The following is a 23,579-nucleotide window of genomic DNA, read 5'->3' on the forward strand; positions in this document are numbered from 1 at the left end:
TGTTTAGATTTAGAATGATTAATTTTGAGCTGGAATATAAAGATGTAGTAGCTGGGAATCAAACATCGGAAAATGAAAAATATATATGGTAACTATTATGGAAATTGAATGCTGGAATTTCCGAATTGACCGCCGAACCAAGGCTCAGCAGGAGATTCTCAATATCGCAATAGATAATATAAAATAAAGAAAGGTTTGAAAGGGAGTTTCACTGCCTTATGTGGTGTTGTTCCCCAGGGGGACCGACATCACCTCTCCGGTGTTACCGTCCCGATACTGGAGGACGAAACTCGTGCGGTCCTGGTTGGTGAAGTCGAAGAACGCCTGGAATTGGGTGGACTGCGATGGCGCCAGGCTCTGGGACCTGAAGACCATGGCGGTGGTGTTAGCCGCGTTCTCCGTGGTGGAATTGCTCAGGACCAAGTAGGTGGCATCCACATCATAACGGATGTTCCAGTTGTTGGTGATGTTCATTAGAATGACATAGTAGGTCCCGTTCACGGTCGTTTTCCACTCGCCGACATTGAGAGCCTTGACGACCAGGTGACCGGTCACCGGCACATACAGCGGCGTTGCCGATACGGCGTCCGAGATGGCCTTCCCAGTGTTCAGGTCAAAAGCCTGGATGAACAGGGTGAAGTTACCGGTGCCGTTGAACATCACGTCGATGGTACGATACGAGGTAGTTCCGTTGGTCTTCCAGGAGACGATGTCGCCGCTTATCTCATTGTACAGTGTGTGCGCACCGTTCTTGGTGGCGAAGCTCCACTGGACCTGGTTGCCCTTGAAATCTTTGACCACGAGGTTGCTGGTCCCGATCTCCCCGGATTTCTCGGCGAACATCTTGATCAGGACGTTCCCCGTGTATCCACTGGCGGGTGAGGCGGTGATGTTGAACTGATAGTTCTTGCTCCAGTTGTAGGAGTACCCGCTTTCACCCTTGCCGGGATAGTCCATGGACAACGCCATCTTCCTGTTATCCGCTGAGATCTCAACGGGGAAGGACACCGCCAGGGTCTTGTTCGCAGAGTCCACGGCATCGGTCTGAGTGTTATTGTCACCTCCCTTGCCGCTCTGGTTGTCGGACCCATTACCCATGCTCACAACAACATATGCTCCAGCTACCAATAGTACGGCTGCCACCGCAACCGCCGCGATTGTCATTTTGTTCATTTTCCCGATCCCCTATGTGATTCGACAGTGTGTATTTGGAGGCGGACATATTAAGAGTTAGGGCTCCAACATCGACATCTGGAACCAGAAGGGGGAGCCGTCTTAACGAACGGAAGCCCGAGGGCGGACCGACCTCTGGACAGCCATAGAATGCCCGGCCAGAGGTGCCAGGGCGCGGGGTTGCAGGGGGCACGATAGCTATGTCAGTAACTAAAAATATACCTAAGATAACATCTGAGATGCATGTTATCCGTCTCTTTCGACCAGGTTATGGCCATTCTGGGGTATGCGGTCCTCATCGTCGTATTGGCATTGGCGACCCTGGCCCTGATCATGCTGGTCGTGACGGTCATATCTATGCGCCGGGGACGGTTCTATCTGCCCACGCTCCTGAGGCCAGGGCTCATCATCATGGAGGGGCTGGCTAAAATCCTCTGGAGTGTCAGCAAGGTCGATGACCGGGAGATTCTTTCATTCTCCATACGGCTGCACAATCAGCTCAACCGGGAGAGGTTCAGCAAGTTGCCGATGGAGGACCGCATGATCTTTCTCCCTCAGTGCCTGAGGTCCATCGATTGTCCTTCCAGCCTTTCCATCGAAGGCTTGGTCTGTAAGCGCTGCATGCGTTGCGAGATCGGCAAGGGGATCGACGAGCTGGAGAGCGCCGGTTGCCGGGTGTCCATCGTGCCTGGTTCCACCTTCGTGAAGCGCCTAGTCAAGAAGTACCGACCCAAAGGCATAGTGGGGGTCGGTTGCCTTATGGAAGTCAAGGAGGGGCTGGAGATGACCGACCAGATGGACCTCCCGGCGATGGGAGTGGTCACCTTGAGGGATGGGTGTGTCGAGACCGCGGTGGACTGGCCCACCCTCCTGGAGGTGGCCACCATCCGCCCGGGACAGTGACCGACCGAAGTCCGTTGGCCGCCGGCATCGTTCAATTGAAGTAGCCAGCCGCGCATGGGGAACACATGGGCGATACCGATAAGCGGTTCAGCGAGACCCTCGTCGGCGATGTGTTCGATCTGATCGTCAAGAGACCGACCACGGTGATCGGGGATAGCACGATCAGCGATGTGATCGAGGGTATGCTTGGCAATCCCGTCTCCAGAAAGGTCTATGTCGTGGACGAGCAGGAAAAGCTCCTGGGTATGGTCACCACCGACACCGTGCTCAGGCTTATCGGCTATCGCACGGGGGTGCGAGAGCTGGGAGCCATGTCGTTCTATCGCTTCCTGCGGGACATGTTCAAGGAGAAGGTATCCTCGTTCATGGCGCCGACCCTCTCGGTGACCAAGGAGGACAACCTGAAAAAGGCGCTGGACCTCATGCTCAAGGAGCACGTCAACGACCTCCCGGTGATCGACGCAGAGGGTCGCATCATCGGCGAGCTGATCAGCCTCGAACTGTTCCTCAAGGGAAGGGAACTGTTCGTCAATGACGGCAAGGCCCAGGACGTCGTTTCATGAGCTGGCTGGATTACCCGATCTGGGACGGCATCACGTTAGGTAAGTTGCTGGCCTTCACCATATTGCTGGTGGCAGCTACTGTGATCGGGAAACTGATCAGCAATCTTATCCGTAACAGGCTAGACGGGCGGATGGGCCGCAGGACCTCCAAAAAGGTGGCCCGATTCTCCTTCTATGTCATCATGGGCGCCGCCGTGCTCATCGGCTTCAGCCAAGTGCTGAGGATGGATTTCAGCGGGCTGATAATATCCCTGGGGCTGGTGGGGGTGGCTATCGCCTTCGCCTCCCAGCAGATAATATCCAACATGCTCTCCGGTCTGATGATCTCGATCATCCGCCCCATCGAGCTGGAGGACTGGGTGGAGGTCGGGCTGGCCCCTACCACGGGGGTTTGCCGGGTTAAGGACATTAACCTCATGACCACCGTACTTAGGGACGTCGACGGCAGGATCATCATCGTCCCCAACTCCGAGATCGTCAACGGCAAGATCATCAACTACACTCAGGCAGGCTTTGTGGCCGCCTCCATCGATCTGTGGTTCTATTCCACCAGCTCAATCGAGGCGGTAAGGAGAATCGTGCTGGAGGAGGCGGATAGGGATCCCCACATACTGCCGAACGTGGATGAGGAGGAACGTCGGGTCGTGCTGAAGGTCTTCGAGCGGCCTGCTATCCGCAATCTCTTTGGGTCGTCCCCCAACCTCAGCACCCTCAACCCCAGGGTCAACATCCTGGACCTCAGGGAAGGTAAGGTCAAGGTAAACATCCGCATCTGGATCAGGGAAGTGAACAGGCGGGACGAGATAATCTCGGGGTTCTTCGAGGCGATCAGGGAGCGGTTCAAGGGAGAGGGCATATCCCTGTGCAACCCTTGACCAAGGATCTCGGGGGCCGGAGCTATTATTCCAGGGTCGATGTACTTAGTCCCTCGGCACGTCCCGTAATGCTGCTGATGGCCTCGGTCGCCAAGTGCTGGAGCCGAGGGAGTCCGTAGGGTGAGGTTCTCGTCCGTACGACGGCCCGCTTTTATTTTCCGAATACCGCTAGCGGTAATGAGAATGGTACGCCCGATGGCGTTCGCCGATCGATGCATGGAAAGCATGCTAGAAACGATTGATAAGACTTAAGATATCTAACAGATATCGTAGTGCAAGATGACTGAAGATGTAGATGTAAACGTCTTGGACATCGATCACGTGTTCTCAATCCTGAAGTATCTGGATTCCAGGAAGGGAGAGGACGTCCTGGCAAGCGAACTGAGGGAGGTGATGCCGAACTATGGACGGATGATGCTCATTGTTCGACAGCTGGAGAACAAGAACCTCATCGAGATCCGGATGGAGACCCGGCCCCGGAAGCGTTACATCCTTTCCCTCACCGATAAGGGTCGGACGGTGGTCAGGAAGCTGCTTGCCCTGGACCGCCTGATCGCTTCCTGGCAGTGATGCAGGGGCAAATCTCGCTCCAGCTGACGAACCAGGCTCAGCGCTGGGACGGCGGTGCGCCCCTCTCGAGGTGATTCATGGGCCGGCCCGAAGACGTCAGCCCGATCCACCGCTGATGCTCTGTTCAGGTGACGGCGGCGGTTCAGTCCTCCCTCTTGCTCCCATGGGAGTGCTCGCCGCCTTTCCTCTTGGCCTCGACCGGCTGGGCTTCTGCCCCTTTGTGGCCGGCTGCCGTACGCTTCTCCCTGGTGAGCTCACCCATCGATCCCGAGCTACGCTCAGGTCCCATGTGGGAGTGCTCGCCGCCCCTGACCTTGGCCTCATGTGGCTCGGCTTTGGCGCCTAGCTTGCCGATCTCACTATAGAACTCCCGCCCCCTCTCCTCGGCTACAGTCTCTCCGCCCTTCTTTCCGATCGCCCTAAAGAACTCGGGCCCCCGCTCCTCGGCGACCTTCTCTCCTCCGAGTCGGCCGGCCTCCTGCCGGGACATCCCACGGCGTTCCTCGCCACCCTTGCGGCCAGCCTCTGACCTCTTCTCATGTGTGGTCTTCTCTGTCATTTTTATCTCTCCTCACCAGTCGATGGCTGGGTATTATTCTGACGTTCAAGCTGGTAGTATTAATCCATTGACCGCAAAATGGTCGACCTAGGGAGCAGGGAATGCATAATTGGATGGTGGCTAGCCTATGGAACCAGCCTGGGAGCCTTAAAATCTGATCGGGGGCATTATCGAGGGGCTTGGTGAGGGCTCACGGCTGACCCCGAACGTCATCGGTGAGATCGTCGGTGATCTGGAAAACGGTATTCGCCCGGAGCGGTGACGGTTAACCCATTACTTCCAGGATCATGTTGGGGATAGATATTAACGAGGCAGGATGGCTATTTTGACAGGTGATCAGGAAGCTCATCGTCCTGGCCGGTCTGATCGCGATCGGTGTTGCCTTCTGGATCATCAATCCGACCGGACGGCTCGTGCTCTCCTACTCGTTCTTCGCTCTGGCCCTCGTCTACTTTCTGTTCTCCATAATCTTTCAGGGGATTATTTCCCGGCGGGTCAAGGATCGCAAGACCCGCTACAGCCTGAGCAAGGCGCTGACCGTCCTGTACGTATTCATCTTCGTGGGCACGGTGGCCGTGCTCTGGATCGAGCAGCCGGAGACCCTCGCCGTCTCCATCGGTCTCATCGGGGCCGCCGCGGCTTTCGTGCTTCAGGACTTCGTCCGTAACTTCGTCGGCGGCCTGGCCATCCTGGCTAACGATATCTACAGCGTCGGTGACCGGATTGAGGTCGAGGAGTGGTTGGGCGATGTGGTGGACATCGGTTTGCTTTACACCACCTTGCTGGAGATGCGGGCATGGATCGGCGGGGACCAGACCACCGGCCGTCTGGTGACCATCCCCAACAGCATGGCCACGTCGGGCATCGTGAGCAATTACACCAAAGATTTCCCTTTCCTGTGGGATGAGGTCAAGTTTCCCATCTCCCAGGACAGCGACATCCCCTACGCGATGGAGCGGTTCAAGGCCATTGCCTATGAGGTCACCGATGAACAGGCTAGGGCCGCCGAGGAGGCTTTGACCGAGGTTGTCATGGAGAAGTATTATCTCACCCAGAGGGAGGTCAGGCCCTCGGCCTATATGTCGTTCAATGACGATTGGGTTGACATCTTCGTTCGGTACGTGACCCGGGTCCACGACCGCCGGGAGGTTCGCAGCAAAATGCTCCAGCTCATGCTGGCGGAGATCCGTCTGTCGGAGCGGATCAAGATCGGGTCGGATGCCACAGGAATTGACATGTTTCCGGAGATCACCGTCGTCCACAAGTAGGGAGGAATGTTCTTGTGCGCAATCCCAACGCCCCTGGATGAGCATTATGTATGATGGGTGACAATTTGGACCTCGGTGGGTCGATGGAGGAGAGGACGTCTAGACCGCAGGTTCCGCCGGGCAGGTTTGAGCGGATCGTCGAGATGGCCAACGAGGGCATCTGGACATTGGATGCAGCCGGCCGGACCGACTACATTAACGAGCGGGGAGCGGCCATCCTCGGTTACTCCCCGGAGGAGATGCTCGGCCGTCCGCCCACCGACTTCGCGCCTCTCGAGCTCAGAGCAGTGTGGAATATGGTGGACGGTCGACCGGGCGCGGGCGTCGTGAGAGGTGTAGAGCTCCCGATGCAGCATAAGAATGGCCGCATGGTGTGGGTCTCGGCGTCGATGCAACCGCTGTTTGACTCGTACGGTAACGACGACGGTGCTCTGGCGACATTCTCGGACATCACCGAGCGGAAGAAGGTGGAGGATGAGCTGAGTATGAGCGAATTCCATCTTGCACGGGCTCAGCAGATGGCCCATCTCGGCAGCTGGGAATGGGACATTCCCCTCGATCGGCAGTTCTGGTCGGACGAGGTGTACAGGATAATGGGGATGCAGCCCCGGGAGATCAAGCCGAAGTACAAGGACTTCCTGGACTTCGTCCACCCTTCGGAACGGGCACGAGTCGAGTCGGCGATCACCAGCGCCCTGGACCACTCAATCTATGACGTGGAGTACCGATATCTGACGAGGGCCGGGAAAGAAGGCTATGCTCACAGCCAGGGGGCGGTAACCTTCGATGATAAGGGAAAACCGGTGAAGATGGACGGCACGATCCAGGACGTCACCAATCGCCGCATGGCGGAGGAGGCGCTCAAGGATAGCGAACGGCGGCTGGGCCTGGCTCTATCAGCAGGGAAGCTGGCGACTTGGGACTGGCGGTTCACCAGCAGAGAGGTGGTATGGAACGATGAGCTCTACCGTCTGATGGGCTACGATGCCGAAGAGGTCAAACCCGGTCTCCAGGCTTTTTTGGACCGAGTACATCCAGAGGATCGAGCCGATGTGGAGGCGGCGGTACGATCAGCGGCCGAGGATCAAAACGATTATAATTTGGAGTTTCGCGCCCTCTGGCCCAGCGGTACTCTAAGATGGATCGAGGCCCGGGGCCGGACCGAGCGGGATGAGCCGGGGCGGCTGTCCCGATCCTACGGGGTGATGATCGATGTCACTGATCGAAAGATGGTGGAGCAGGAGCTGAGGCGATCCAACAACGAGCTGCAGGAGTTCGCGTACATCGCATCGCACGACCTTCAGGAACCTCTGAGAATGATCACCTCTTTCCTCTCGCTGCTGGACCAGAGGTACGGCGAAAGGCTCGACCCCCAGGCCAGATCGTACGTGGACCTAGCGGTCGATGGTGCACAGAGGATGAAGCAGCTCATCGAGGACCTGCTGACCTACTCCCGGGTGGAGACCAGAGGAAAGGAGTTCTCCCCCGTTGACATGAACAAAGTAGCTCAGTTGGTATTGAGCGAGCTGAAACTGTCGATTATTGAGGCCGAAGCCAAGGTTCAGGTCGACCCTCTGCCTACGGTCATGGCCGACAGGACGCAGATGAGCCAGTTGATCTCAAACATGATCTCTAACGCCATCAAGTTCCGCAGCTCCGAGCCGCCGAGGATAACGCTCTCCGCCCGACCCCAGGGGGGCGAATGGACCTTCGAGGTCAAGGATAACGGCATCGGCATCGATCCGAGGTACCATGAGTACGTGTTCAAGATGTTCCATCGTCTGCACACTCGGGAGGAGTATCCCGGCACCGGGATCGGCTTGGCCATAGCCCGGAAGATTGTGGAGCGGCACGGCGGACGAATGGGGGTGGAGTCAGAGCCGGGAAAAGGGTCGACATTCTTCTTCACCCTTCCTCGGAGTTGAGACGGCCCACGGTCATCATCGGCGAATGCGTACGCTGCAGGAGGAGCGGCCAGGCAGCCTATGGGCGGTGGGCGACCAGCGGGAAGGAGGCATATGACAGCTCTGCACCATCCTTCCCTTTCCCCCGTTGTAGCAACGGTAAACGGTTTAATATTGTGCAATAAAAAGGCCCAGTTAGCCCTGAATTGGGTAACGAGGTGAAAACATGGCTGAGAAGAAGCGTTCCAAGAGGGGAGAGATGACCACGGCCGAGGCCGGCCGCAAGGGCGGCGAGAGGACATCCCAAACCCACGGAAAGGAATTTTACCAGGAGATTGGTCAGAAGGGCGGCGAGAAGGTTGCCGAGGAGCGGGGCTCAGAGTTCTACCGGGAGATTGGTCAGAAGGGCGGCGAGAAGACCGCCGAGACCCACGGCAAAGAATTTTACCAGGAGATCGGCAGGAAGGGGGGAGAGACAGTATCTGAGGAGCGAGGCCCTGAGTTCTACAAGGAGATTGGCTCCAAAGGTGCAGAGGCCGAGCCGCGCGAGGCTAAAGTAAAGGGCGGGGAGCACTCCCATGGTGGAGGACGGAGTTCGGGTTCCGAGGGAAGGGAGAGTGGGTCCACCCACGAAAAGCTATCAGAGGCCGGCCGCAAGGGCGGCAAGCAGTCGCACAAGAACGACTGAGCATGCCCAGAGCTGCACAACCATTCCCTCGCTAGGATATGTAACGATTGACCGTTTCCTTCAGGACGACGACGCGGGTACCCCTTGGCGAGATGAAAGGTTCAAGGCCCTGCTGCCGGCTGCGGGGTTCTGGAGGAAACGACGAGACGCCGATGAGGGTCACGAGGTCATTCCTTGGCACCGTCTCCAAAATTCCTGTTGAAGAGCTCCATGCCCTCCTGGACACATTTCAGCCCGGCCTCCTTTCCGTCCCAGCCCAGGACCTCGGTGTTCTTCTCCTCTTCGAGGCGCTTGTAGGTCCGGAAGAACTCCGCGATCTCCTCCAGGTAGTGCTTGGGAAGGTCGTGAAGATCGTAGTACTCTCGATTGCGGGGATCCCTGGTCGCGGCGCACAGAACCTTGTCATCGGGCCCGTGCTCGTCTCGCAATCGAAGGAGGCCTATCGGCCTGGCCTCTATGACGCACCGGGGGAAGGTAGGTTCGGACAGGACGACCATGGCGTCGAGGGCGTCGCCATCCTCGTAATAGGTCCGGGGAATCATGCCGTACTCCAGGGGAAAGATGACGCTCGAGTGGAGCACCCTATCAAGGACGACAGCGTCGAACTGCTTGGAGACCTCGCACTTGTTCTTGCTGCCCTTGGGGGTCTCGATGATGACGTTGATGATATTAGGGGGGTCACGGCCAACGGGTAAACTCTTCCATAGGGTCATTCTCTCACCACTGGGTGGCAGGCCCCTCTCCCCTTTTGAACTTATCCTCATGGCTCGACGTCCTTGTTATCAATAGGCCTCCGGACCTCCGCTCAATGACTAGCTCATTGGACAGTCCACAGTCTCGCCGGATCGCCGTAAGTACACCATGACTCCCGCTGTCTGATGGTGCAAAGTTGAAGGACGGTGATGGCCGCTATCGCGGCACGTGGTCAATATGGTCAGTGCAAGAATCGCCTGCTGGAAGTTCAAGCCGGGAATGAGGAACGAAGGGGTAAAGAGAATGAACACCCACCTCGATGAGCTGAAAGCCCAGAACGGTTTCACGGGGGTTATTTCCCTGCTATCGGTGAAGAGTCCAGATAGGGTAACGGTCATCAGCTTCTGGAACTCCTCGGAGGCCATGGGAGCCAATCAGGACGGCCTTTTCCAGAAGATCAGCGGCGAGCTCACGGATATTTTGGTCGGACCGCCCCAGGTCGCCAACCAGACCGTCGGTATCGCGGAGATGGCGAAGATATATGCCTGACACCTCTGCCTTGAACAGGGCCTCGGTGGACTGTGAGCGAAGGATCGGTATCGATGCCTTTGACCGTCTACGAGCAACGATGCCAGCCGGTGCTTCGCATGATCCTTGGTAGACGATGGCCGGTTGAGGTCCAAGGTCTCATAACAGTCCTCTGTCCGCGCTCAGGTGGAGGACTATCCCCTCAGAGTCCATATGGGTGACCGTGAAGTCGACCCCGCTCACGGTCAAGGTCTCGTTCCATATGATGACGGAGAAGTACTCCTGCCCGCCCACCACTATGGTCAGGCCATAATAATATTCATCGCCCTGTTCGAGGATGAGGTCAAACTCCTTATCGCCGATCCTGGTGGTCAACGGGTGAGATCCATCATTAAAGTCTAAGCGCACATCCTTCTCTTCCACCTGCTTTTGTGACAGAAGCATGGCGAGCACCACCGTAGAGATCAAAATCGCCGCAATCATGATCGCGATCGTCCGCCTTTGGACCATAGTGAGACATGTCCGCTCCTGAATATAAGGTGGGGGGATTTGGTACGTTACGTTCAGTCCGTTGCAATTACCGCCGTTCACAGTAGAATCAAATGAAACCAAGTTTTCGGCAGGAGCTCCCATTGAAGATCAATTACTAGGTTCCGCTCAATGAAAATCCACACAATCTGGAAATGTTTAAAGGTGGGCCCGGTCAAATTCTGTCAATGCCTATCCAGGTGGTCTTGTTCGGGGGTCAATAACGGCACATCATACAGTGAGCGATCTAATAGGCGGAACCCTCTTTTTCTTAATTTGATGGGTTAAGCCGAGATCAAACACTCATGAGCAAGATGAAGGAGAATGGACTTCGATTACCAGGCAACGCCACAGGTTAGTTGCCGATTGGGTTCGTTATTCGCTTAGGATGTCCTTTAATTTGTAAAATCCACATAAAATGGTGCCGTGTTAAATCCATGACTTAAACGTGGTAATGGATACCAATCAAGTAATAGGGTTCCGATCAGTCAATTGAACGATGAATTAGCTATGTCGTCAATTTATAGACGAAATATACCCACCCTTTTCTGCTCTGTTTCATCACTTGCCTTCGTCTGAACCCGTTCTTACTAATCAGATGCCTAAAGAATACTATATCTCCAGAAGTCCCGAAATGCACCAAAACTCTTCCGTCGTCTCTCAGGTACTCTTTCACATTTTCGAAAAAATGGATCATAGTGCCATAACATGGGTCCGCGCTGCACATCTCCCAATAATCCCGAGGTTCAGTCCATCGGAACGGAGGGTCGAAAGTGATCAGATCGAACCGTCCCTTGACGTTTTCGAACAAGTTGCTTTTAATCACCTTAACCCGTGAAGACAGATGGTTCGATAGGACATTTTGCTGGGCACACTTTACCGCAAATGGGTTCACGTCTACAGCGAAGACGTTTATTGATTTGGTAGCTGCCATCACAGCCTGAACGCCGCACCCCGTGCCCACGTCCAGTACTCGGTCCCCTACCTTCACATCATTTATCGCCGCTTTGGCGAGTAGGTTGTACTCGTAGGGAACAGGGGCGAAAACGCTGGACGGCATCACGAACTTCATACCTCGAATGATCGTCGAGGTAGGTTTTCTCTCCGTTGAGTGTTCAAGACACACCTTGTCCTGCCACTCAAGCCTACGTTTGACTTCTACTTCAGAAATCATAGGTTGGTATGACAAGACAACACTTTGGCTCTTCAAATCAATATTTTCTTGAATCCGATAACGCTAATGAATAAATAAAAATGGTGATGGCCTGAGGAAAAGGTTCACGATGACAAGAAGGTGTTAACCAGATTCTGGAGAGACAAAGCAACCCTTATCGAACGGTTGACGCTAAGACTGTGGATGCTATGCTTCATAATCAAGCAGGGTTCTGCCGGCATACAACTCAAGGACGTGTGGAAAAACAGTATGACTGGCTGAGCAAGAATGTCAGGAACGCATCCGCACTAGATGCAATTCCCTATGGTGACAGGGCAGCCATCAGGACGCTTGGCGATATCGCATCTGGTTTGTCAGAAAGTATCCCAATGGTCTAAAAGGGCAATGCCATAGCCTGGATGATATTCCATCCGACTGGTGGCCTAAACCTGAGTATGGAGAGCCTGATGAAAATAGCAGAGACACAAGCAGCAAATTGCCTTGATACCAATAACAATCTAGTCTTAATGGCCCGTTCCCTGAAATTTTCCAGAAAGTGCGGGTTCCTGATCCAGTATCCTCGATTTCAATCTTAATTTGCGGAAAAATGCACCGGAGCTTCAAACTCTTTCTTTTTCATTATTTTTCTCTATGGTTCAGGTTTCAAAATAGGACGAACAAGAAGGTTTACTCGTTGGATACTATTTAGTAATCTATATATAAATTATACATTATACAATCTAACAACTTTACGTGGGGGAAGTAAGTCATGTACTGCAAGTTGTTATCCATACTGCTCACCTTACTGTGCATATCAATCACCTATGCTTCATTCATTGAAACCGTATCGGCCGAAAGTGGTGGAGATTTTCGGTATGCGCTCATCGACAATGGGGACGCGGTGGAGATAACAGGTTATCTAGGACCTGGCGGAGCGGTGGTCATACCCTCTGCGATCGATGGTAAACCTGTTAGGAGTATAGGTGAGAAGGCTTTCTCTGGTAGCTCGCTAATCTCGCTCGTGATTTACGATTGCAACATAACTGTAGGAAACTGCACTTTCTCTGATAGCAACTCATTGCAATATGTCACTATTCAGAATAGCGCTGTGACCTTTGGGAATTTTACATTCTCTTCGTGTTCCTCCCTTATATCGGTCAGCATACAGAAAAGCGAAGTCAATCTCGGAGACTGGACCTTCGTCGATTGTGAGTCCCTGGTTTCCATGAGCATGATGAACAGCAAGATACACATCGGCCTGTGTGATTTCCAATTTTGCACCTCCCTAGCTTCGATAACAATCCCGGAGAGCGTCACCAGCCTTGGTGAGGGTGCCTTTTCGTGGTGTAGCTCTCTAAAATCAATCACCATCCCCGCCAACGTTACCAATATTGGACCAGGTGCTCTCTCAGGATGTAGCGCGCTTGATTCAATATCAGTCGATCCAGATAATCAATACTACGCTAGTGTGGATGGTGTTCTTTATGATAAAACATTAACAAAACTAATCCAATACCCATCAGGTAAGAAGGGCGACTTTGTAATTCCCAGCAATGTCACATTTATTGTCGATCAAGCGTTACGCGGTAGCACGGGCTTGACCTCTGTGACCATCCCCTCTTCTTTAACTGCCATAAATGACTTCGAATTTTCTGATTGTACATCTCTAACTTCGATTGTCATCCCTTCCAGCATTACTCACATCGGAGGATGGGCATTCAATCATTGTAGATCTTTGACGTCGATAACCATTCCCGATGGAGTCACCAGCATTAGCGACATGACATTTTGTGATTGTTCCGCCCTCACCCAATTGACCTTACCGGCCAATGCCACCAGCATAGGGGTTCAATCGTTCTGGGGCTGCTCAGCACTAACATTAATAGAAATCCCAAACAGCGTCACCAGCATTGGAAGAGGCGCTTTCGCGGACTGTAGCAATCTCGAATTCATCCTCCTCCCTGAGCATCTTGACATGATTCAGGCCATTACTTTCGCAGAGTGCACATCTCTCACATCAATCATAATACCAGGCAGCGTTAAGAACATCGCATATTCAGCATTTGGTGGCTGTTCGTCTCTCACCTCAATCATTTTTGATGGTAATGCACCGGACTGCTGGTCATGGGGGAATAGCTGGGTTGAAGGATGCAGTGATGATTTGACGATCTATTATGGTGAGAATGCAACGGGATTCAGTACTCCGATGTGGGGCACCGTACCCGCATATCCTGTACCGACCCAAGAATCCCCATCAAATCTTTCAGTTGCCTGTGAAGGTACAGATGCTAAATTATCTTGGGAAGCGCCTAGTAGTAAGACTAGTTGCACTATCGAGTACTATATCATCTACCAAGATGGCGTGGATGTAAAACACGTGAGAGGTACATCAGCCACCATCACTAACCTTACAACCGGAAGGATGTACTCGTTCTCAGTAGCTGCTCATAACCCATCGGGCAATGGCAATACCACTCAAGCGTTTGAATTATTGATTGGAGGGGGCACCAAATCAGACATCACAATGCCAGCCACAACCACTACAGTGGTGATTGTAGCACCGCTGGCTGTAGCGTTGCTGGTCATCTTATTGGTAATGATAAGGCGGAAATGATTGGATTGTTTATCTGATTTAACGGGGGACCGGTCGGATTTGATTCGATACCGAGCCAGATAGATAATAATTTCAATAACGAGGAATCGTGCATTGATGCCTGCCGGACAAACCTCTTCAAATTTCTTTTTTCTAAATACTACCAACATCACCAATTTATTAAGCCGCTATGTTTCGCCCAGTAACAATCGCCTTCGCTCGGCCATCTTGTAGCCAGCGCCTACTATCAGTTAAGGGATTTACATCGGACTTAATGCCTATCGGTTCTCTCCCTCATGCCACAAGATTCGACCCTCTTTCAGAGAGGTATAAGGCCTTAAGGAGGATTTCTATCAAGAACTGGGTAATAATATCGATATCCTCTTCTATAGCGTCAATAGCTACAAGAACTATCTAAAAGATTAAAAGGTCCAGGGAAAGAAGAACCATCTGGTTATGCCGATGCCACGGTTTCTTTGGGTGTTAAGGATATTCGAGGATGGAAAGCCTACCCACGACATAGTATACGATGCGACTGCCCCCTCCCGAGACATATTGTGTGAAATCACCTACACTTAGCTGGTCAAAACCAAGCTGGGCAGTTCAAGGCACCATCGGCCTCATAATTCAATCCAATGGCATTAATATTTTAGTTCATGTCACAATCCTCCGCCTGCATTCCGTCTGACCGGGACACCTTCCGCTTCTTCGGATGCGATAACGGCGTTCTTACGGCCATGTATGAGTACGAGGAGGCGGTGAAAGAAGGCTTCCAGCCTGACGAACTCAAGTTTGAGGGCACCGATCTGGAGCGCAAAGTGGCGGTCAAGGGCACTCAGAGGCATCGTCCGGGAGTTCATGGACCACCGTCTGATGAACGCTACCGGCACATTGCCGGCGAAGACCATCATCTTCACTATGGCCAAGGGCCATATCAAGAGTCATTGGGAAGCGTTCGAACACTTGTACCTGCAGTACCGTGGGGAACTGGCCCGCATGATCGTGTCCGAGGACTCCCGGGCGACCGACCTCCTGCATGCTTACGAGCACGAATCGATGCCCCGTATCTCCATCTCCATGGACATGCTGGACACCGGCATCGATGTGCCGGAGGTGTGTAACTTCGTCTTCGCCAAGCCGGTGTTCTCTAAGATCGAGGGATCGAGCGCTTCGTCGCCGGACGGCAGCTAGAGGGCGTTTGGAAGGAGCGCCCGGTGGCAACGTATCACGAGACCCCCGTTATTGACAAAAAATATCCACCATCTGGATATGCATAGAAGTGGGCCCGGTCGGATTTGAACCGACGACCATCGGGTATCTCAGGTCCCACAGGGGAACACCTATGAGCCTGACGCTCCACCGGACTAAGCTACGGGCCCGTGCAATCGAGGTTAAACGACCCCCCGAATAAATACTTTGCCAACTTGGAACAGTATCCCAGGTCCTTTGAAAAATCCTCAGGCCTATATACTCGCTAGACCTAGATAGCACCGGTGTTCCAATGGCAGAAGAGAAGGCTACTTTCGGGGCAGGATGTTTCTGGGGGGTGCAGGCGGAGTTCGACAAGGTGGAGGGGGTGCTCTCCACCCAGGTCGGTTTCATGGGCGGAACCAAGGAAAATCCAAGCTACCGTGACGTGTGCGGTCACCGGACCGGTCATGCCGAGGTCGTGGAGGTGACCTTCGATCCCTCCAAAGTATCCTATGATCATCTACTGGATGTGTTCTGGAACATCCATGATCCAACCACTCTGAACCGCCAGGGACCTGATGTCGGCGACCAGTACCGTTCGGCCATCTTCTACCACTCGCCGGAGCAGCAGGCTGCGGCCGAGCGCTCCAAAGCCGGGCAGGAGGAGGCAGGAAGGTTCAGGCGCCCAATCGTTACCCAAATCGTGCCAGCGACCACCTTCTGGCGGGCCGAGGAGTATCACCAGAAGTACCTGCAGAAGCATGGGGCGGCTTCCTGTCACATCTGAACCAGCCCCTCTCGCGGGCCATGGTGCCTTGGTAAATCTCCTGTTCGAATAAGAGGGCAAATGACCGAAGTCATCGACTATGAGGTGGTACGGACCTTTGACCAGGTGGAGATCCGAAGGTATCCGTCGATCCTCCTGGCCACCGTTAGGGGTCAGTCTGACGACTCGGCGTTCTCTATCCTCTTCGACTATATTTCCGGTAACAACCGGTCGGGGGAGAACATGTCCATGACCGCTCCGGTGGTATCCACAAGGTCGGGCACAAGGATGGGCATGACCGCTCCGGTGATAAGCGACGAGTCCACCTTCTCCTTCGTCCTTCCATTGCGGTTCGACCTGAGGACAGCTCCCCGTCCGGCCGATGCCCGGATCGAACTGGTATCGGTCCCGCCCCGTCATGTCGCTGTCCTACGGTTCAGCGGACGGGCCCACCTGCGAGAGATAATGGAGAAAGAGCGCGAGCTCCTAGATTGGCTGAACAGGCGTGCCATCAGGGTCAAGGGCCCCCCGTTCCTCATGCGCTACAACAGCCCCTTTGCTCCCGGATTCATGCGTCGCAACGAGATCGGTGCGGAGATCTTCGACGAGGACATCAGCGGGGTGGTATGATGGCCTCGCCCAGATCGTTCCCCCGGCCCCGCCTGGGGATCAGCCGGTGCATCGAGTTCGATCACTGCCGCTACAACGGCGATATGATCTCCTCGGAGTTCGTCCGCCGCCTCATGGATCACGCCGACCTCGTACCGGTCTGCCCGGAGGTGGCCATAGAGCTGGGGGTGCCCCGGGATCCCATCCGCATCGTCCTCCGGGGCGGGGAGAGGCATCTTGTCCAGCCATCCACTGGACGGGATCTCACCTCGCCCATGGCCTCCTTCACCACGGAGTTCCTGGACCGTCTGGGAGTAGTGGACGGTTTCATCCTTAAGAGCCGCTCTCCGTCCTGCGGGGCGCGGGACGTGCGGGCCTACCCGGATCGCCAGGGGGCGGTGCCCCAGGACCGCGGTGCAGGCATGTTCGGGCAGGAGGTCCTCCGCCGCCTGGACGGCCTCGCGGTGGAGGACGAGGCCCGGCTGCGTAACATCAAGCTCGGCGAGCACTTCCTGACTCGGGCATTCACCCTTCGCTCCTTCCGAGAACTGAACGACGAGAGCGAAATGTCCGATCTCATCGATTTTCACTCCCGCCACAAGCTCCTCCTGATGATGTACAACCAGACCGAGCTTCGCCGTCTCGGCAGGGTGGTGGCCAACCGCTCCGGCAACGAGATGGGCTCCCTTCTGGACGAATACCGAGATCATCTGCGGAAGGCCTTGACGAGGCCGCCAGGGTGCACCAGCCCGATCAATGTCCTCAGCCACGCCTTCGGATATGTCTCCGAGCGGCTGAGGAAGGATGAGAGGGACCTGTTCCTCCAGAACTTGGACATGTATCGCGAGGCCAGGGTCCCCCTCAGCGTGTGTCTCAGCCTCATGCGATCCTACATCATTCGCTTTGACGTCGAGTATCTCGCTGCCCAGGCGTTCTTCGAGCCCTTTCCCCCCGGAATACTCTCGGTAGGGGTCACCGACTCCTGCGAGTGGCGGGAGATGGCCTGACCCCCCTACCCGAAAGCTGGATGGGGGAGGCACGATTATGCGGAAGAAAGGTTATGGCCGCGGACCTCCATGTCCTAAAGGCCGCCTGGCCGGCGGTGACCGACGGTGCAAAGCATGTCGACCAACGCAGATCTGCAAAAGCTGTGCCAGCTGGCCGTATCTAAGGGGGCCAGCGCCGCCAAGCCCATGAGCGCACGCGGAGTGATTATTGACCCACGGGTGAGACTCAAGTGCATGGTGCCGACCTGCAACAACTATGGTTGGAACCTGATGTGCCCGCCCAATGTCATGCCCATCGACCAGTTCATCGAAGTTCTCAGGCAATACGACCATGCCCTTCTCATCCAGTATCCCATCCCTCTGGACCGGGAGCTGATCAAGGCACAGGAAGGCAGAAGGCTGGAGCACATCATGGAGAAGGGAGACTACGCGGAGAGGTTGAACAGGAGCGAGGTCGAGTTCACCGAACTCCTCGGCGAGGTGGAGAAGGAGGCCTTGGCCATGGGCCATAGGTTCGCCACCGCGCTCTCCGGGGGGGCCTGCCATTTGTGCCATGAATGCGTGGGCCAGAGATCCGGGGAGAAGTGTCGCCATCCCTTCCGGTCCCGCCCCTCCATGGAGGCCATGAGCATTGACGTCCTGCTCACGGCCCAGAACGCCGGCCTGCCCTTCGAGATGCCTCCTCGTGACCGACCAGTGTGGAACGGCCTGGTGCTCGTAGACTGAGCGGCGCACCGGGTGAACAGCCGGTGTGGCGGAACGCCCTTGCGGTCAATGATGATAGAAGAAAAGTGAGCGCCGTCGAACGGGCTCGAACCGTTGACCTTGTGATGACCGTTCCCCTGGTCGGGGATTAACAGTCACACGCTCTACCAGCTGAGCTACGACGGCTTGTAGGCATGTGAATTACCCACTGGTATTAATCAATTTCGCTTCATCCTAGCTGGGACTTCAACTCCTTGACCGTCTTTTCCATGTCGTCCAGGATGACCTTCAGCTGGTCCATGAAGACCTTGAGCTTGTCAGTGGTCACGGCGCCCTCGGGGGAGGGCTTGATCAAGCCCTCCTGCTCCAGGATGCGCAGTGAGTACCGGACCTTGTGCTGTGGATAGACCAGGAGCTCAGAGAGGCGAATGATGCCAATGGGCTCGTTGTCCATGATGGCCTTGAGCATCTGGACATGTCTCTGGAGAAGTTCGATCTCGCTCTCGATCTTGTTGGTCAGAACACTGTTGCCCTTCATTCAGCCCCTCCGACGATTGTGCCGTGATAACAATGGTGCATATATGAGCATTGCCAGGTCGTTCGTCTGACCGGTTCGAGGCCATCCCTCGCAATGCTTGAAGCAACTATCCTCTCGTCTGAAATATCACCTGCAAGAATCATCGTGCAGGTGCGACCATGGCGGATTTGGACATAGGCAAGTGTCAAGCCTGCGGAAGGAAGATAACCAAGGAGCGTTCGACGGACCCCGGGGCGCCCAATGTAGGGTACGAATGCTCTAAATGTCACCAGTGGGTGTGCGGCGACTGCACTGATTGGAACGTTTCGGAGAAGAACAACTGGGTGTGCTCCCGTTGCGCGGGCCGGACCGCGCCCCACAAGTGCGGGTGCGATTGATATTCCGGTGAAATCCCTTCCTTATTTTTCCTCGGGTGGCTCAGGGTCCAGGCATCGAAGATCATCCTTTCCCCGAGGCCCCTCCCCCTCCCGATCGCCCGCCCCCGAAGCCTCCCCTGCCCCCGCCGATCGCGGTCAGAAGCAGCAATAGAGGTCGCAGCGCTGCCCCCCTGGTCACAATCACCACGATCACAAAGACAACGGCGATGATGGCCCACTCCCCCCAAGTCAGGGGGACCCCGCCGATCGGGAAGGCCGGTCCCGCGGACCGGTCTCCGTCGTACTCGGTGATGAGGATGCTACCGAGCGCATAGGTGAGCTCGAACAGTCCGTCGCCGTAGGAGCCAGCGGTCATGTTGGGCACCAGATACTCCTCGGCCAGGTGGCTGACCCGGACGTCGGTCAGGATGCCTTCGAGGCCGTAGCCGACCTCCACCCGCCACGTACGGTCGTCGGTGGCCACCACCACTAGGACGCCGTTGTCCTGCCCGGACTTGCCGATCTCATTGTATTGGAAGGTCCTCAGAGCGAAGTAGTCGATATCGTGCGGGTAGGTAGTATTGACGACGAGCACGACCATCTCGCAACTTGAGTTAAGGTCCACCTCGTAGCACAGCTCGCCGATGTAGTACAGGTCATCCTCGGAAACCACGCCGGTAAGGTCGGTAGCATAGTACTCGAGCCGGGGCATGGAGATGTCCGCCCCGCTCTCCGACGGCCTCGTCAGCAGGTATCCTCCCGCGACCACTCCTCCGACCACTATCGCCAGGACCACCAGTCCGGCTACCGTCCGAGCGGAGGAGCGCAAGCGCCCTCACTGCCCCGACTCGAAGTAGGAGGCCTCCTGGAAACCGAAGCTCCCGGCGATGAGGTTGGAGGGGAAACTGAGGACCGCAGTGTTGTACTCGGCTACGGCGTCATTATAGAAGATGCGCGCGGCAGCGATGCGGTTCTGGGTGCCCTCCAGCTCGGTGATGACGTCCTTGACGACATCGATCGACTGGATGTAGGGATTGGATTCCGCCACTGACAGGAACGACCCTACTTGGGTGGAGAACTGGCTGGTGAAGTTGACCTGGGCATCCACTGTGCCATTGGCCAGAGTGTTGAGCCACTGAGTACGGAGCGCGGTGAGGTTGGTAAGCAAGCCCTCCTCGAACTGCATGGATACGTTCTCCTGCGCCAGGACCTGGGGAATCAGGTCAACCTGCCGCTGGACCTGCACCTCGATGGCGCTCCACTTGTTCTTCACGTTCTGTTGCTTGGAAACGAGGGAGTTATAAGGCAGCACGACCGTCAGCAGCAGGGCGGCCACCACCACCAGCGCCGCGATGCCGACGATGAGCTTCTTGGATATGGCCATAGCTCGAGGCACGGAGCATCAGCTAATCAATCTTGACCCGTGAATAAATGGAAACGGGAATGAGTTTGCCTAGCGGGTGAACCACGCTTTTGTGCTGGGCAGCAGCAAGTAGATCAGCACGATCACCGGGATGAGGATGGAGAGGCCCAGCGTAGCTATCCCGGACAGGGATAAGCTCGTTGCCGCCGAGAATATCGATCCCAGGATGCTGAGGATGGTGAAGATTATGCCCAGGATCCACGCCCAGCGCTTGCCTTTGAGGAAACCCCAGGCCAGCAGGAAGGCGATGATGGCCATTATAAGGATCACAACGCCGATTGCCCCGAAGATGACGGGGCCAGCATCGATCAGCCACTGAGGGGCATTGGGACCGAGCATGTCTATGAACTCCTGGCTTCCGATCAGGTAGGCCGCCCCGAACAGGGCGAAGGAGGCGATCAGGAGAAGGATGCCATACAGTATCTCCAGGATCGCGAGGAGGGTCACGCCGAACGGCCGGTGCCTCGGTACGGCAGGGTAGTACGGGGCCTGAGGCGTAGGTTGGTAAGGTGGCGGCTCGTAAGTGGTCATGAACGAAGATAATGCATAGCAGGATTTAATTAAGTATTGAAGAAGGAAAACAGGGCTCTCTCGCATGCCCCCCATCTCTCGACCGGTCCTACCGAGTTGAACGGCATTACAATCTCATCCCAGGCGCTGTGGCCACCCATGGAGCCGCGAAACGGGATCGGCCGTAGGCCGCATCGAGTTACATTTAGTTAGATAAATAAAATAATTTATTTACTAACCAGTTCAGTGATAATATGGCCCGAGCGATTAAATAAGATGGCCGGGGATGGCGAGCCCGTGGCAGCCATCGAGGTCCGCAATCTGCGCAAGGAGTATTCCGCCGTTAATGCCCTGGACGGGGTGACGTTCTCGGTGCCGGAGGGGACCTTCTTTGGCTGCTTTGGTCCCAACGGTGCGGGAAAGAGCACCCTGCTGAAGGTGCTCACCGGCCAGATCTGTCCGACCTCCGGGGAGGCCCGCGTCCTGGATCTAGATGTCCGGGGGAACGGGATCAAGATACGCGAGGAGGTGGGTATCGTCCCGGAGGTGGAGTCTCCCCCCAGCTATCTGACCGCGTATGAGTTCCTGTACTTCGTGGCCGAGGTCAGGAAGATAGGTAACATCGAGGACCGCATCGATCGATGGCTGAGCTTCTTCGACCTCGAATCGACCAAAGGTACTCTGTGCAAGGACCTCTCCAAGGGTATGCGCCAGAAGGTGATGCTCTCGGCGGCGTTCATGCATGAGCCTCGACTACTGTTCTTGGACGAGCCCTTCGTGAATCTCGATCCTATCTACCAGCACAAGCTCAGAGAGTACCTCATCGAGCTCCGCGAGGAGGGCAGAACCATCTTCCTGTGCTCGCACATCCTGGACATCGCCCAGAAACTTTGCCAGGAGATGGTGATCATCAACCACGGCAAGGTGATCGCCGCCGGGAGCGTGGCCGAGCTGACCCAGAAGGAGGACCTAGAGTCCCTCTTCCTGCGCATGGTGACCGACGATGCACCTGCTTAAGCTGATGCTCCGGGAGGAGTACCGCCTCCATGTATCATATTCCTCGTCCAGGATGTTCCTGGCCATGCCCGTCTTCGTCTTCGTCATCGCCCTGGTGACCTCCCTGACCATGAGGAACTTAGCAGGTAACATCGACCTGCGGGACATGGTCACCAGCCTCAACGCTGGGGTGTGCCTCTACGGGATAAGCGTGGGCGCGCTGGGCTTCCTGGGCCGGACCTACGTCGAACGGAGGCAGGGTAAGTACAATTACATCGTGGCCATGCCAGCCCTGCTCCCCCTGTCCTACCGCTCGACGTTCCTCGGGATGTACATAAGGGACATCGCCTTCTACATCGCCCTAATGCTGGGCCCGGCGATATCCGGCCTGGTCGTGGCCGGAGCGGTGGTGGGTTATTCATGGGGGGCGGTTCTATCCATCTCCGCTACCCTGGTCCTCTCCTTCCTCCTGGGCATCTCCCTCAGCTTCGCCGTGTCGGTGATCGGCTCGAGGAACCGGATCGCTCTCCTCGTCATGGTAGGAGCCATCATGGCCGTGCTCATCGGGTTCGGGGTGCTCCACCTCTACAGCATGGACGCCTTCCTGCCCTCCGTCGGATTCCAGATGGCTCTCCCTCCGTTCGGGGACGACATCTCCAGGGCGGCGTCCTGCCTTGCCCTCTCCGTCTCCGCCTTCGCAGGCCTCAGCGTTCTGGCCATATTGTGCGTTGCCGAGACCTACGACGGGGAGGTCAAGAAGAAGGGCCCCCGGGCGAACATCCTGCCGTCCTACCTGCGCCGGTTCGCCTTCGCCCGGTCCTACCGCCCCTACCTGGCCAAGGAGTCGGTGGACCTGCTGAGGAGTGGCACGATCGGCAAGATTTCGTTCACTTTCATAGCCCCCCTGACCTTCCTGAGCTTCGCCACCTGGTACATCAACACCGGTCTCAACGTCCCGGTCGGATTCAACCTGGTCTTCTACGCTTCGATGGTCGGTTTCTTCGGCGTCATGCTCTATTCCTGGCTCACCAATATGGACACCGTCGACTACTACGAGACGCTCCCGGTCAGCCCGACTCGGATCATCCGCTCGAAGCTGATGATGTTCATCCTTCTTACCACGGCGATCTCAACTGCCTTCGTTCTGACGCTGTCGGTGATCAATAACGAGACCCGCCTGCTGTGGCTGGCGCTTCCGGTGCTCTACGTGACCATGGTGTACATGGTGGTGTCGATGTCGTATCTGACGGGGTTGCACCCTAACTCTTACCTGTTCAATCCCCAGGTGCTGCTCCGGTTCGCCCTGGTCTCTATGCTGCCGGAGACCGGTCTGACCATCCTGTCGTTCTCCGTGGACCGTTCACCGTTCATCGCCGGAGTGGCCATCGTCGCCGTCCTCGGCGTCCTGCTGGTAATGACCTTGGTTCTGTACCGGAGGCTGGACCGCCGGTGGTCGGGCACAGGTTTTTAATCGCCCTCC

At 55.8% G+C, this 23,579-nt stretch carries 26 protein-coding genes and 2 tRNA genes; 17 read left to right on the forward strand and 11 right to left on the reverse strand.

The features are described 5' to 3' along the window. Nucleotides 1-216 precede the first annotated feature (216 nt). Entirely contained in the window at nt 217-1,173 is a 957-nt protein-coding gene (locus tag SA339_00820; protein ID MDW5561740.1) for a hypothetical protein, read from the reverse strand. A gap of 243 nt (nt 1,174-1,416) precedes the next feature. On the opposite strand from SA339_00820, the gene SA339_00825 reads away from it, so the two are divergent. The 4 genes from SA339_00825 (at nt 1,417) to SA339_00840 (ending at nt 4,084) form a co-directional block, all read left to right on the forward strand. After that, nucleotides 1,417-2,076, forward strand: coding sequence for a DUF116 domain-containing protein (locus SA339_00825; GenBank protein MDW5561741.1), 660 nt, complete (start codon nt 1,417-1,419; stop codon nt 2,074-2,076). A 65-nt stretch (nt 2,077-2,141) separates the two neighbouring features. Continuing rightward, nucleotides 2,142-2,639 carry a CBS domain-containing protein gene (locus tag SA339_00830; protein ID MDW5561742.1) on the forward strand — a complete coding sequence of 166 codons (498 nt, stop codon included), beginning with the start codon at nt 2,142-2,144 and terminating at the stop codon, nt 2,637-2,639. After that, a complete protein-coding gene (locus tag SA339_00835; protein ID MDW5561743.1) occupies nt 2,636-3,514 on the forward strand; it encodes a mechanosensitive ion channel in 879 nt (292 codons plus the stop codon). Before SA339_00830 ends, SA339_00835 begins: the two co-directional genes overlap by 4 nt. 279 nt (nt 3,515-3,793) lie before the next feature. Next, on the forward strand, nt 3,794-4,084 hold the full coding sequence (locus tag SA339_00840; GenBank protein ID MDW5561744.1) for a winged helix-turn-helix transcriptional regulator: 291 nt from the start codon (nt 3,794-3,796) through the stop codon (nt 4,082-4,084). Nucleotides 4,085-4,226: 142 nt separating this feature from the next. Here the strand turns inward: SA339_00840 and SA339_00845 are convergent, their stop codons facing one another. Then, nucleotides 4,227-4,643: a hypothetical protein gene (locus SA339_00845; protein ID MDW5561745.1), complete on the reverse strand. Its 417-nt coding sequence runs from the start codon at nt 4,641-4,643 to the stop codon at nt 4,227-4,229. A gap of 332 nt (nt 4,644-4,975) precedes the next feature. Between SA339_00845 and SA339_00850 the strand changes: the two genes are divergently transcribed. The 3 genes from SA339_00850 (at nt 4,976) to SA339_00860 (ending at nt 8,503) form a co-directional block, all read left to right on the forward strand. Then, nucleotides 4,976-5,911: a mechanosensitive ion channel family protein gene (locus tag SA339_00850; protein ID MDW5561746.1), complete on the forward strand. Its 936-nt coding sequence runs from the start codon at nt 4,976-4,978 to the stop codon at nt 5,909-5,911. Nucleotides 5,912-5,961: 50 nt separating this feature from the next. Further along, a complete protein-coding gene (locus tag SA339_00855) occupies nt 5,962-7,836 on the forward strand; it encodes a PAS domain-containing protein (protein ID MDW5561747.1) in 1,875 nt (624 codons plus the stop codon). Nucleotides 7,837-8,041: 205 nt separating this feature from the next. Then, nucleotides 8,042-8,503: a general stress protein gene (locus SA339_00860; GenBank protein MDW5561748.1), complete on the forward strand. Its 462-nt coding sequence runs from the start codon at nt 8,042-8,044 to the stop codon at nt 8,501-8,503. Between the two features lie 167 nt (nt 8,504-8,670). Here SA339_00860 and SA339_00865 read toward each other — a convergent pair whose 3' ends face one another. Continuing rightward, the gene (locus tag SA339_00865; protein ID MDW5561749.1) at nt 8,671-9,267 is read right to left on the reverse strand and encodes an inorganic diphosphatase; all 597 of its coding nucleotides are present in this window, start codon (nt 9,265-9,267) and stop codon (nt 8,671-8,673) included. Nucleotides 9,268-9,433: 166 nt separating this feature from the next. Here SA339_00865 and SA339_00870 point away from each other — a divergent pair, with 166 nt between their 5' ends. Next, a complete protein-coding gene (locus tag SA339_00870) occupies nt 9,434-9,745 on the forward strand; it encodes an antibiotic biosynthesis monooxygenase (GenBank protein MDW5561750.1) in 312 nt (103 codons plus the stop codon). 138 nt (nt 9,746-9,883) lie between these two features. Here SA339_00870 and SA339_00875 read toward each other — a convergent pair whose 3' ends face one another. Together SA339_00875 and SA339_00880 are read right to left on the reverse strand one after the other, a co-directional pair. Then, a complete protein-coding gene (locus SA339_00875) occupies nt 9,884-10,207 on the reverse strand; it encodes a hypothetical protein (protein ID MDW5561751.1) in 324 nt (107 codons plus the stop codon). 553 nt (nt 10,208-10,760) lie between these two features. Continuing rightward, on the reverse strand, nt 10,761-11,324 hold the full coding sequence (locus SA339_00880) for a methyltransferase (GenBank protein MDW5561752.1): 564 nt from the start codon (nt 11,322-11,324) through the stop codon (nt 10,761-10,763). Between the two features lie 850 nt (nt 11,325-12,174). Here SA339_00880 and SA339_00885 point away from each other — a divergent pair. Both SA339_00885 and SA339_00890 read left to right on the forward strand, forming a co-directional pair. After that, nucleotides 12,175-14,019: a fibronectin type III domain-containing protein gene (locus SA339_00885; GenBank protein MDW5561753.1), complete on the forward strand. Its 1,845-nt coding sequence runs from the start codon at nt 12,175-12,177 to the stop codon at nt 14,017-14,019. 771 nt (nt 14,020-14,790) lie between these two features. Beyond that, a complete protein-coding gene (locus SA339_00890) occupies nt 14,791-15,189 on the forward strand; it encodes a hypothetical protein (protein ID MDW5561754.1) in 399 nt (132 codons plus the stop codon). A gap of 89 nt (nt 15,190-15,278) precedes the next feature. On the opposite strand, the gene SA339_00895 is transcribed toward SA339_00890, so the two are convergent. Beyond that, nucleotides 15,279-15,377 (reverse strand) — tRNA-Ile (locus SA339_00895). Between the two features lie 122 nt (nt 15,378-15,499). Here SA339_00895 and msrA point away from each other — a divergent pair. The 4 genes from msrA (at nt 15,500) to SA339_00915 (ending at nt 18,297) form a co-directional block, all read left to right on the forward strand. After that, a complete protein-coding gene (gene msrA, locus SA339_00900) occupies nt 15,500-15,976 on the forward strand; it encodes a peptide-methionine (S)-S-oxide reductase MsrA (GenBank protein ID MDW5561755.1) in 477 nt (158 codons plus the stop codon). 60 nt (nt 15,977-16,036) lie between these two features. Continuing rightward, on the forward strand, nt 16,037-16,585 hold the full coding sequence (locus tag SA339_00905) for a heme-binding protein (protein ID MDW5561756.1): 549 nt from the start codon (nt 16,037-16,039) through the stop codon (nt 16,583-16,585). Further along, nucleotides 16,585-17,571 (forward strand): DUF523 and DUF1722 domain-containing protein, encoded by a 987-nt coding sequence (locus tag SA339_00910; GenBank protein ID MDW5561757.1) that lies wholly within the window; start codon nt 16,585-16,587, stop codon nt 17,569-17,571. The genes SA339_00905 and SA339_00910 overlap by 1 nt, the downstream gene beginning before the upstream one ends. A gap of 114 nt (nt 17,572-17,685) precedes the next feature. Continuing rightward, a complete protein-coding gene (locus tag SA339_00915) occupies nt 17,686-18,297 on the forward strand; it encodes a DUF2284 domain-containing protein (protein ID MDW5561758.1) in 612 nt (203 codons plus the stop codon). Between the two features lie 70 nt (nt 18,298-18,367). On the opposite strand, the gene SA339_00920 is transcribed toward SA339_00915, so the two are convergent. Beyond that, nucleotides 18,368-18,462, reverse strand: a tRNA-Asn gene (locus tag SA339_00920). A 43-nt stretch (nt 18,463-18,505) separates the two neighbouring features. Beyond that, entirely contained in the window at nt 18,506-18,814 is a 309-nt protein-coding gene (locus SA339_00925; GenBank protein MDW5561759.1) for a hypothetical protein, read from the reverse strand. A gap of 158 nt (nt 18,815-18,972) precedes the next feature. On the opposite strand from SA339_00925, the gene SA339_00930 reads away from it, so the two are divergent. Beyond that, a complete protein-coding gene (locus tag SA339_00930; GenBank protein MDW5561760.1) occupies nt 18,973-19,191 on the forward strand; it encodes a hypothetical protein in 219 nt (72 codons plus the stop codon). 61 nt (nt 19,192-19,252) lie between these two features. On the opposite strand, the gene SA339_00935 is transcribed toward SA339_00930, so the two are convergent. The 3 genes from SA339_00935 to SA339_00945 all read right to left on the reverse strand — a co-directional run bounded on the left by SA339_00935 (nt 19,253) and on the right by SA339_00945 (nt 21,124). Next, nucleotides 19,253-19,999, reverse strand: a complete 747-nt coding sequence (locus SA339_00935; protein ID MDW5561761.1) for a TPM domain-containing protein — start codon at nt 19,997-19,999, stop codon at nt 19,253-19,255. A gap of 6 nt (nt 20,000-20,005) precedes the next feature. Beyond that, nucleotides 20,006-20,554: a LemA family protein gene (locus SA339_00940; protein ID MDW5561762.1), complete on the reverse strand. Its 549-nt coding sequence runs from the start codon at nt 20,552-20,554 to the stop codon at nt 20,006-20,008. A gap of 69 nt (nt 20,555-20,623) precedes the next feature. Further along, nucleotides 20,624-21,124: a hypothetical protein gene (locus SA339_00945; protein ID MDW5561763.1), complete on the reverse strand. Its 501-nt coding sequence runs from the start codon at nt 21,122-21,124 to the stop codon at nt 20,624-20,626. 276 nt (nt 21,125-21,400) lie between these two features. Here SA339_00945 and SA339_00950 point away from each other — a divergent pair, with 276 nt between their 5' ends. After that, nucleotides 21,401-22,120 (forward strand): ABC transporter ATP-binding protein, encoded by a 720-nt coding sequence (locus SA339_00950; GenBank protein MDW5561764.1) that lies wholly within the window; start codon nt 21,401-21,403, stop codon nt 22,118-22,120. Then, nucleotides 22,107-23,570, forward strand: coding sequence for a hypothetical protein (locus tag SA339_00955; protein ID MDW5561765.1), 1,464 nt, complete (start codon nt 22,107-22,109; stop codon nt 23,568-23,570). The genes SA339_00950 and SA339_00955 overlap by 14 nt, the downstream gene beginning before the upstream one ends. Nucleotides 23,571-23,579 lie beyond the last annotated feature (9 nt).

Source organism: Methanomassiliicoccus sp. (genome assembly GCA_033485155.1).
Lineage (GTDB): Archaea > Thermoplasmatota > Thermoplasmata > Methanomassiliicoccales > Methanomassiliicoccaceae > UBA6.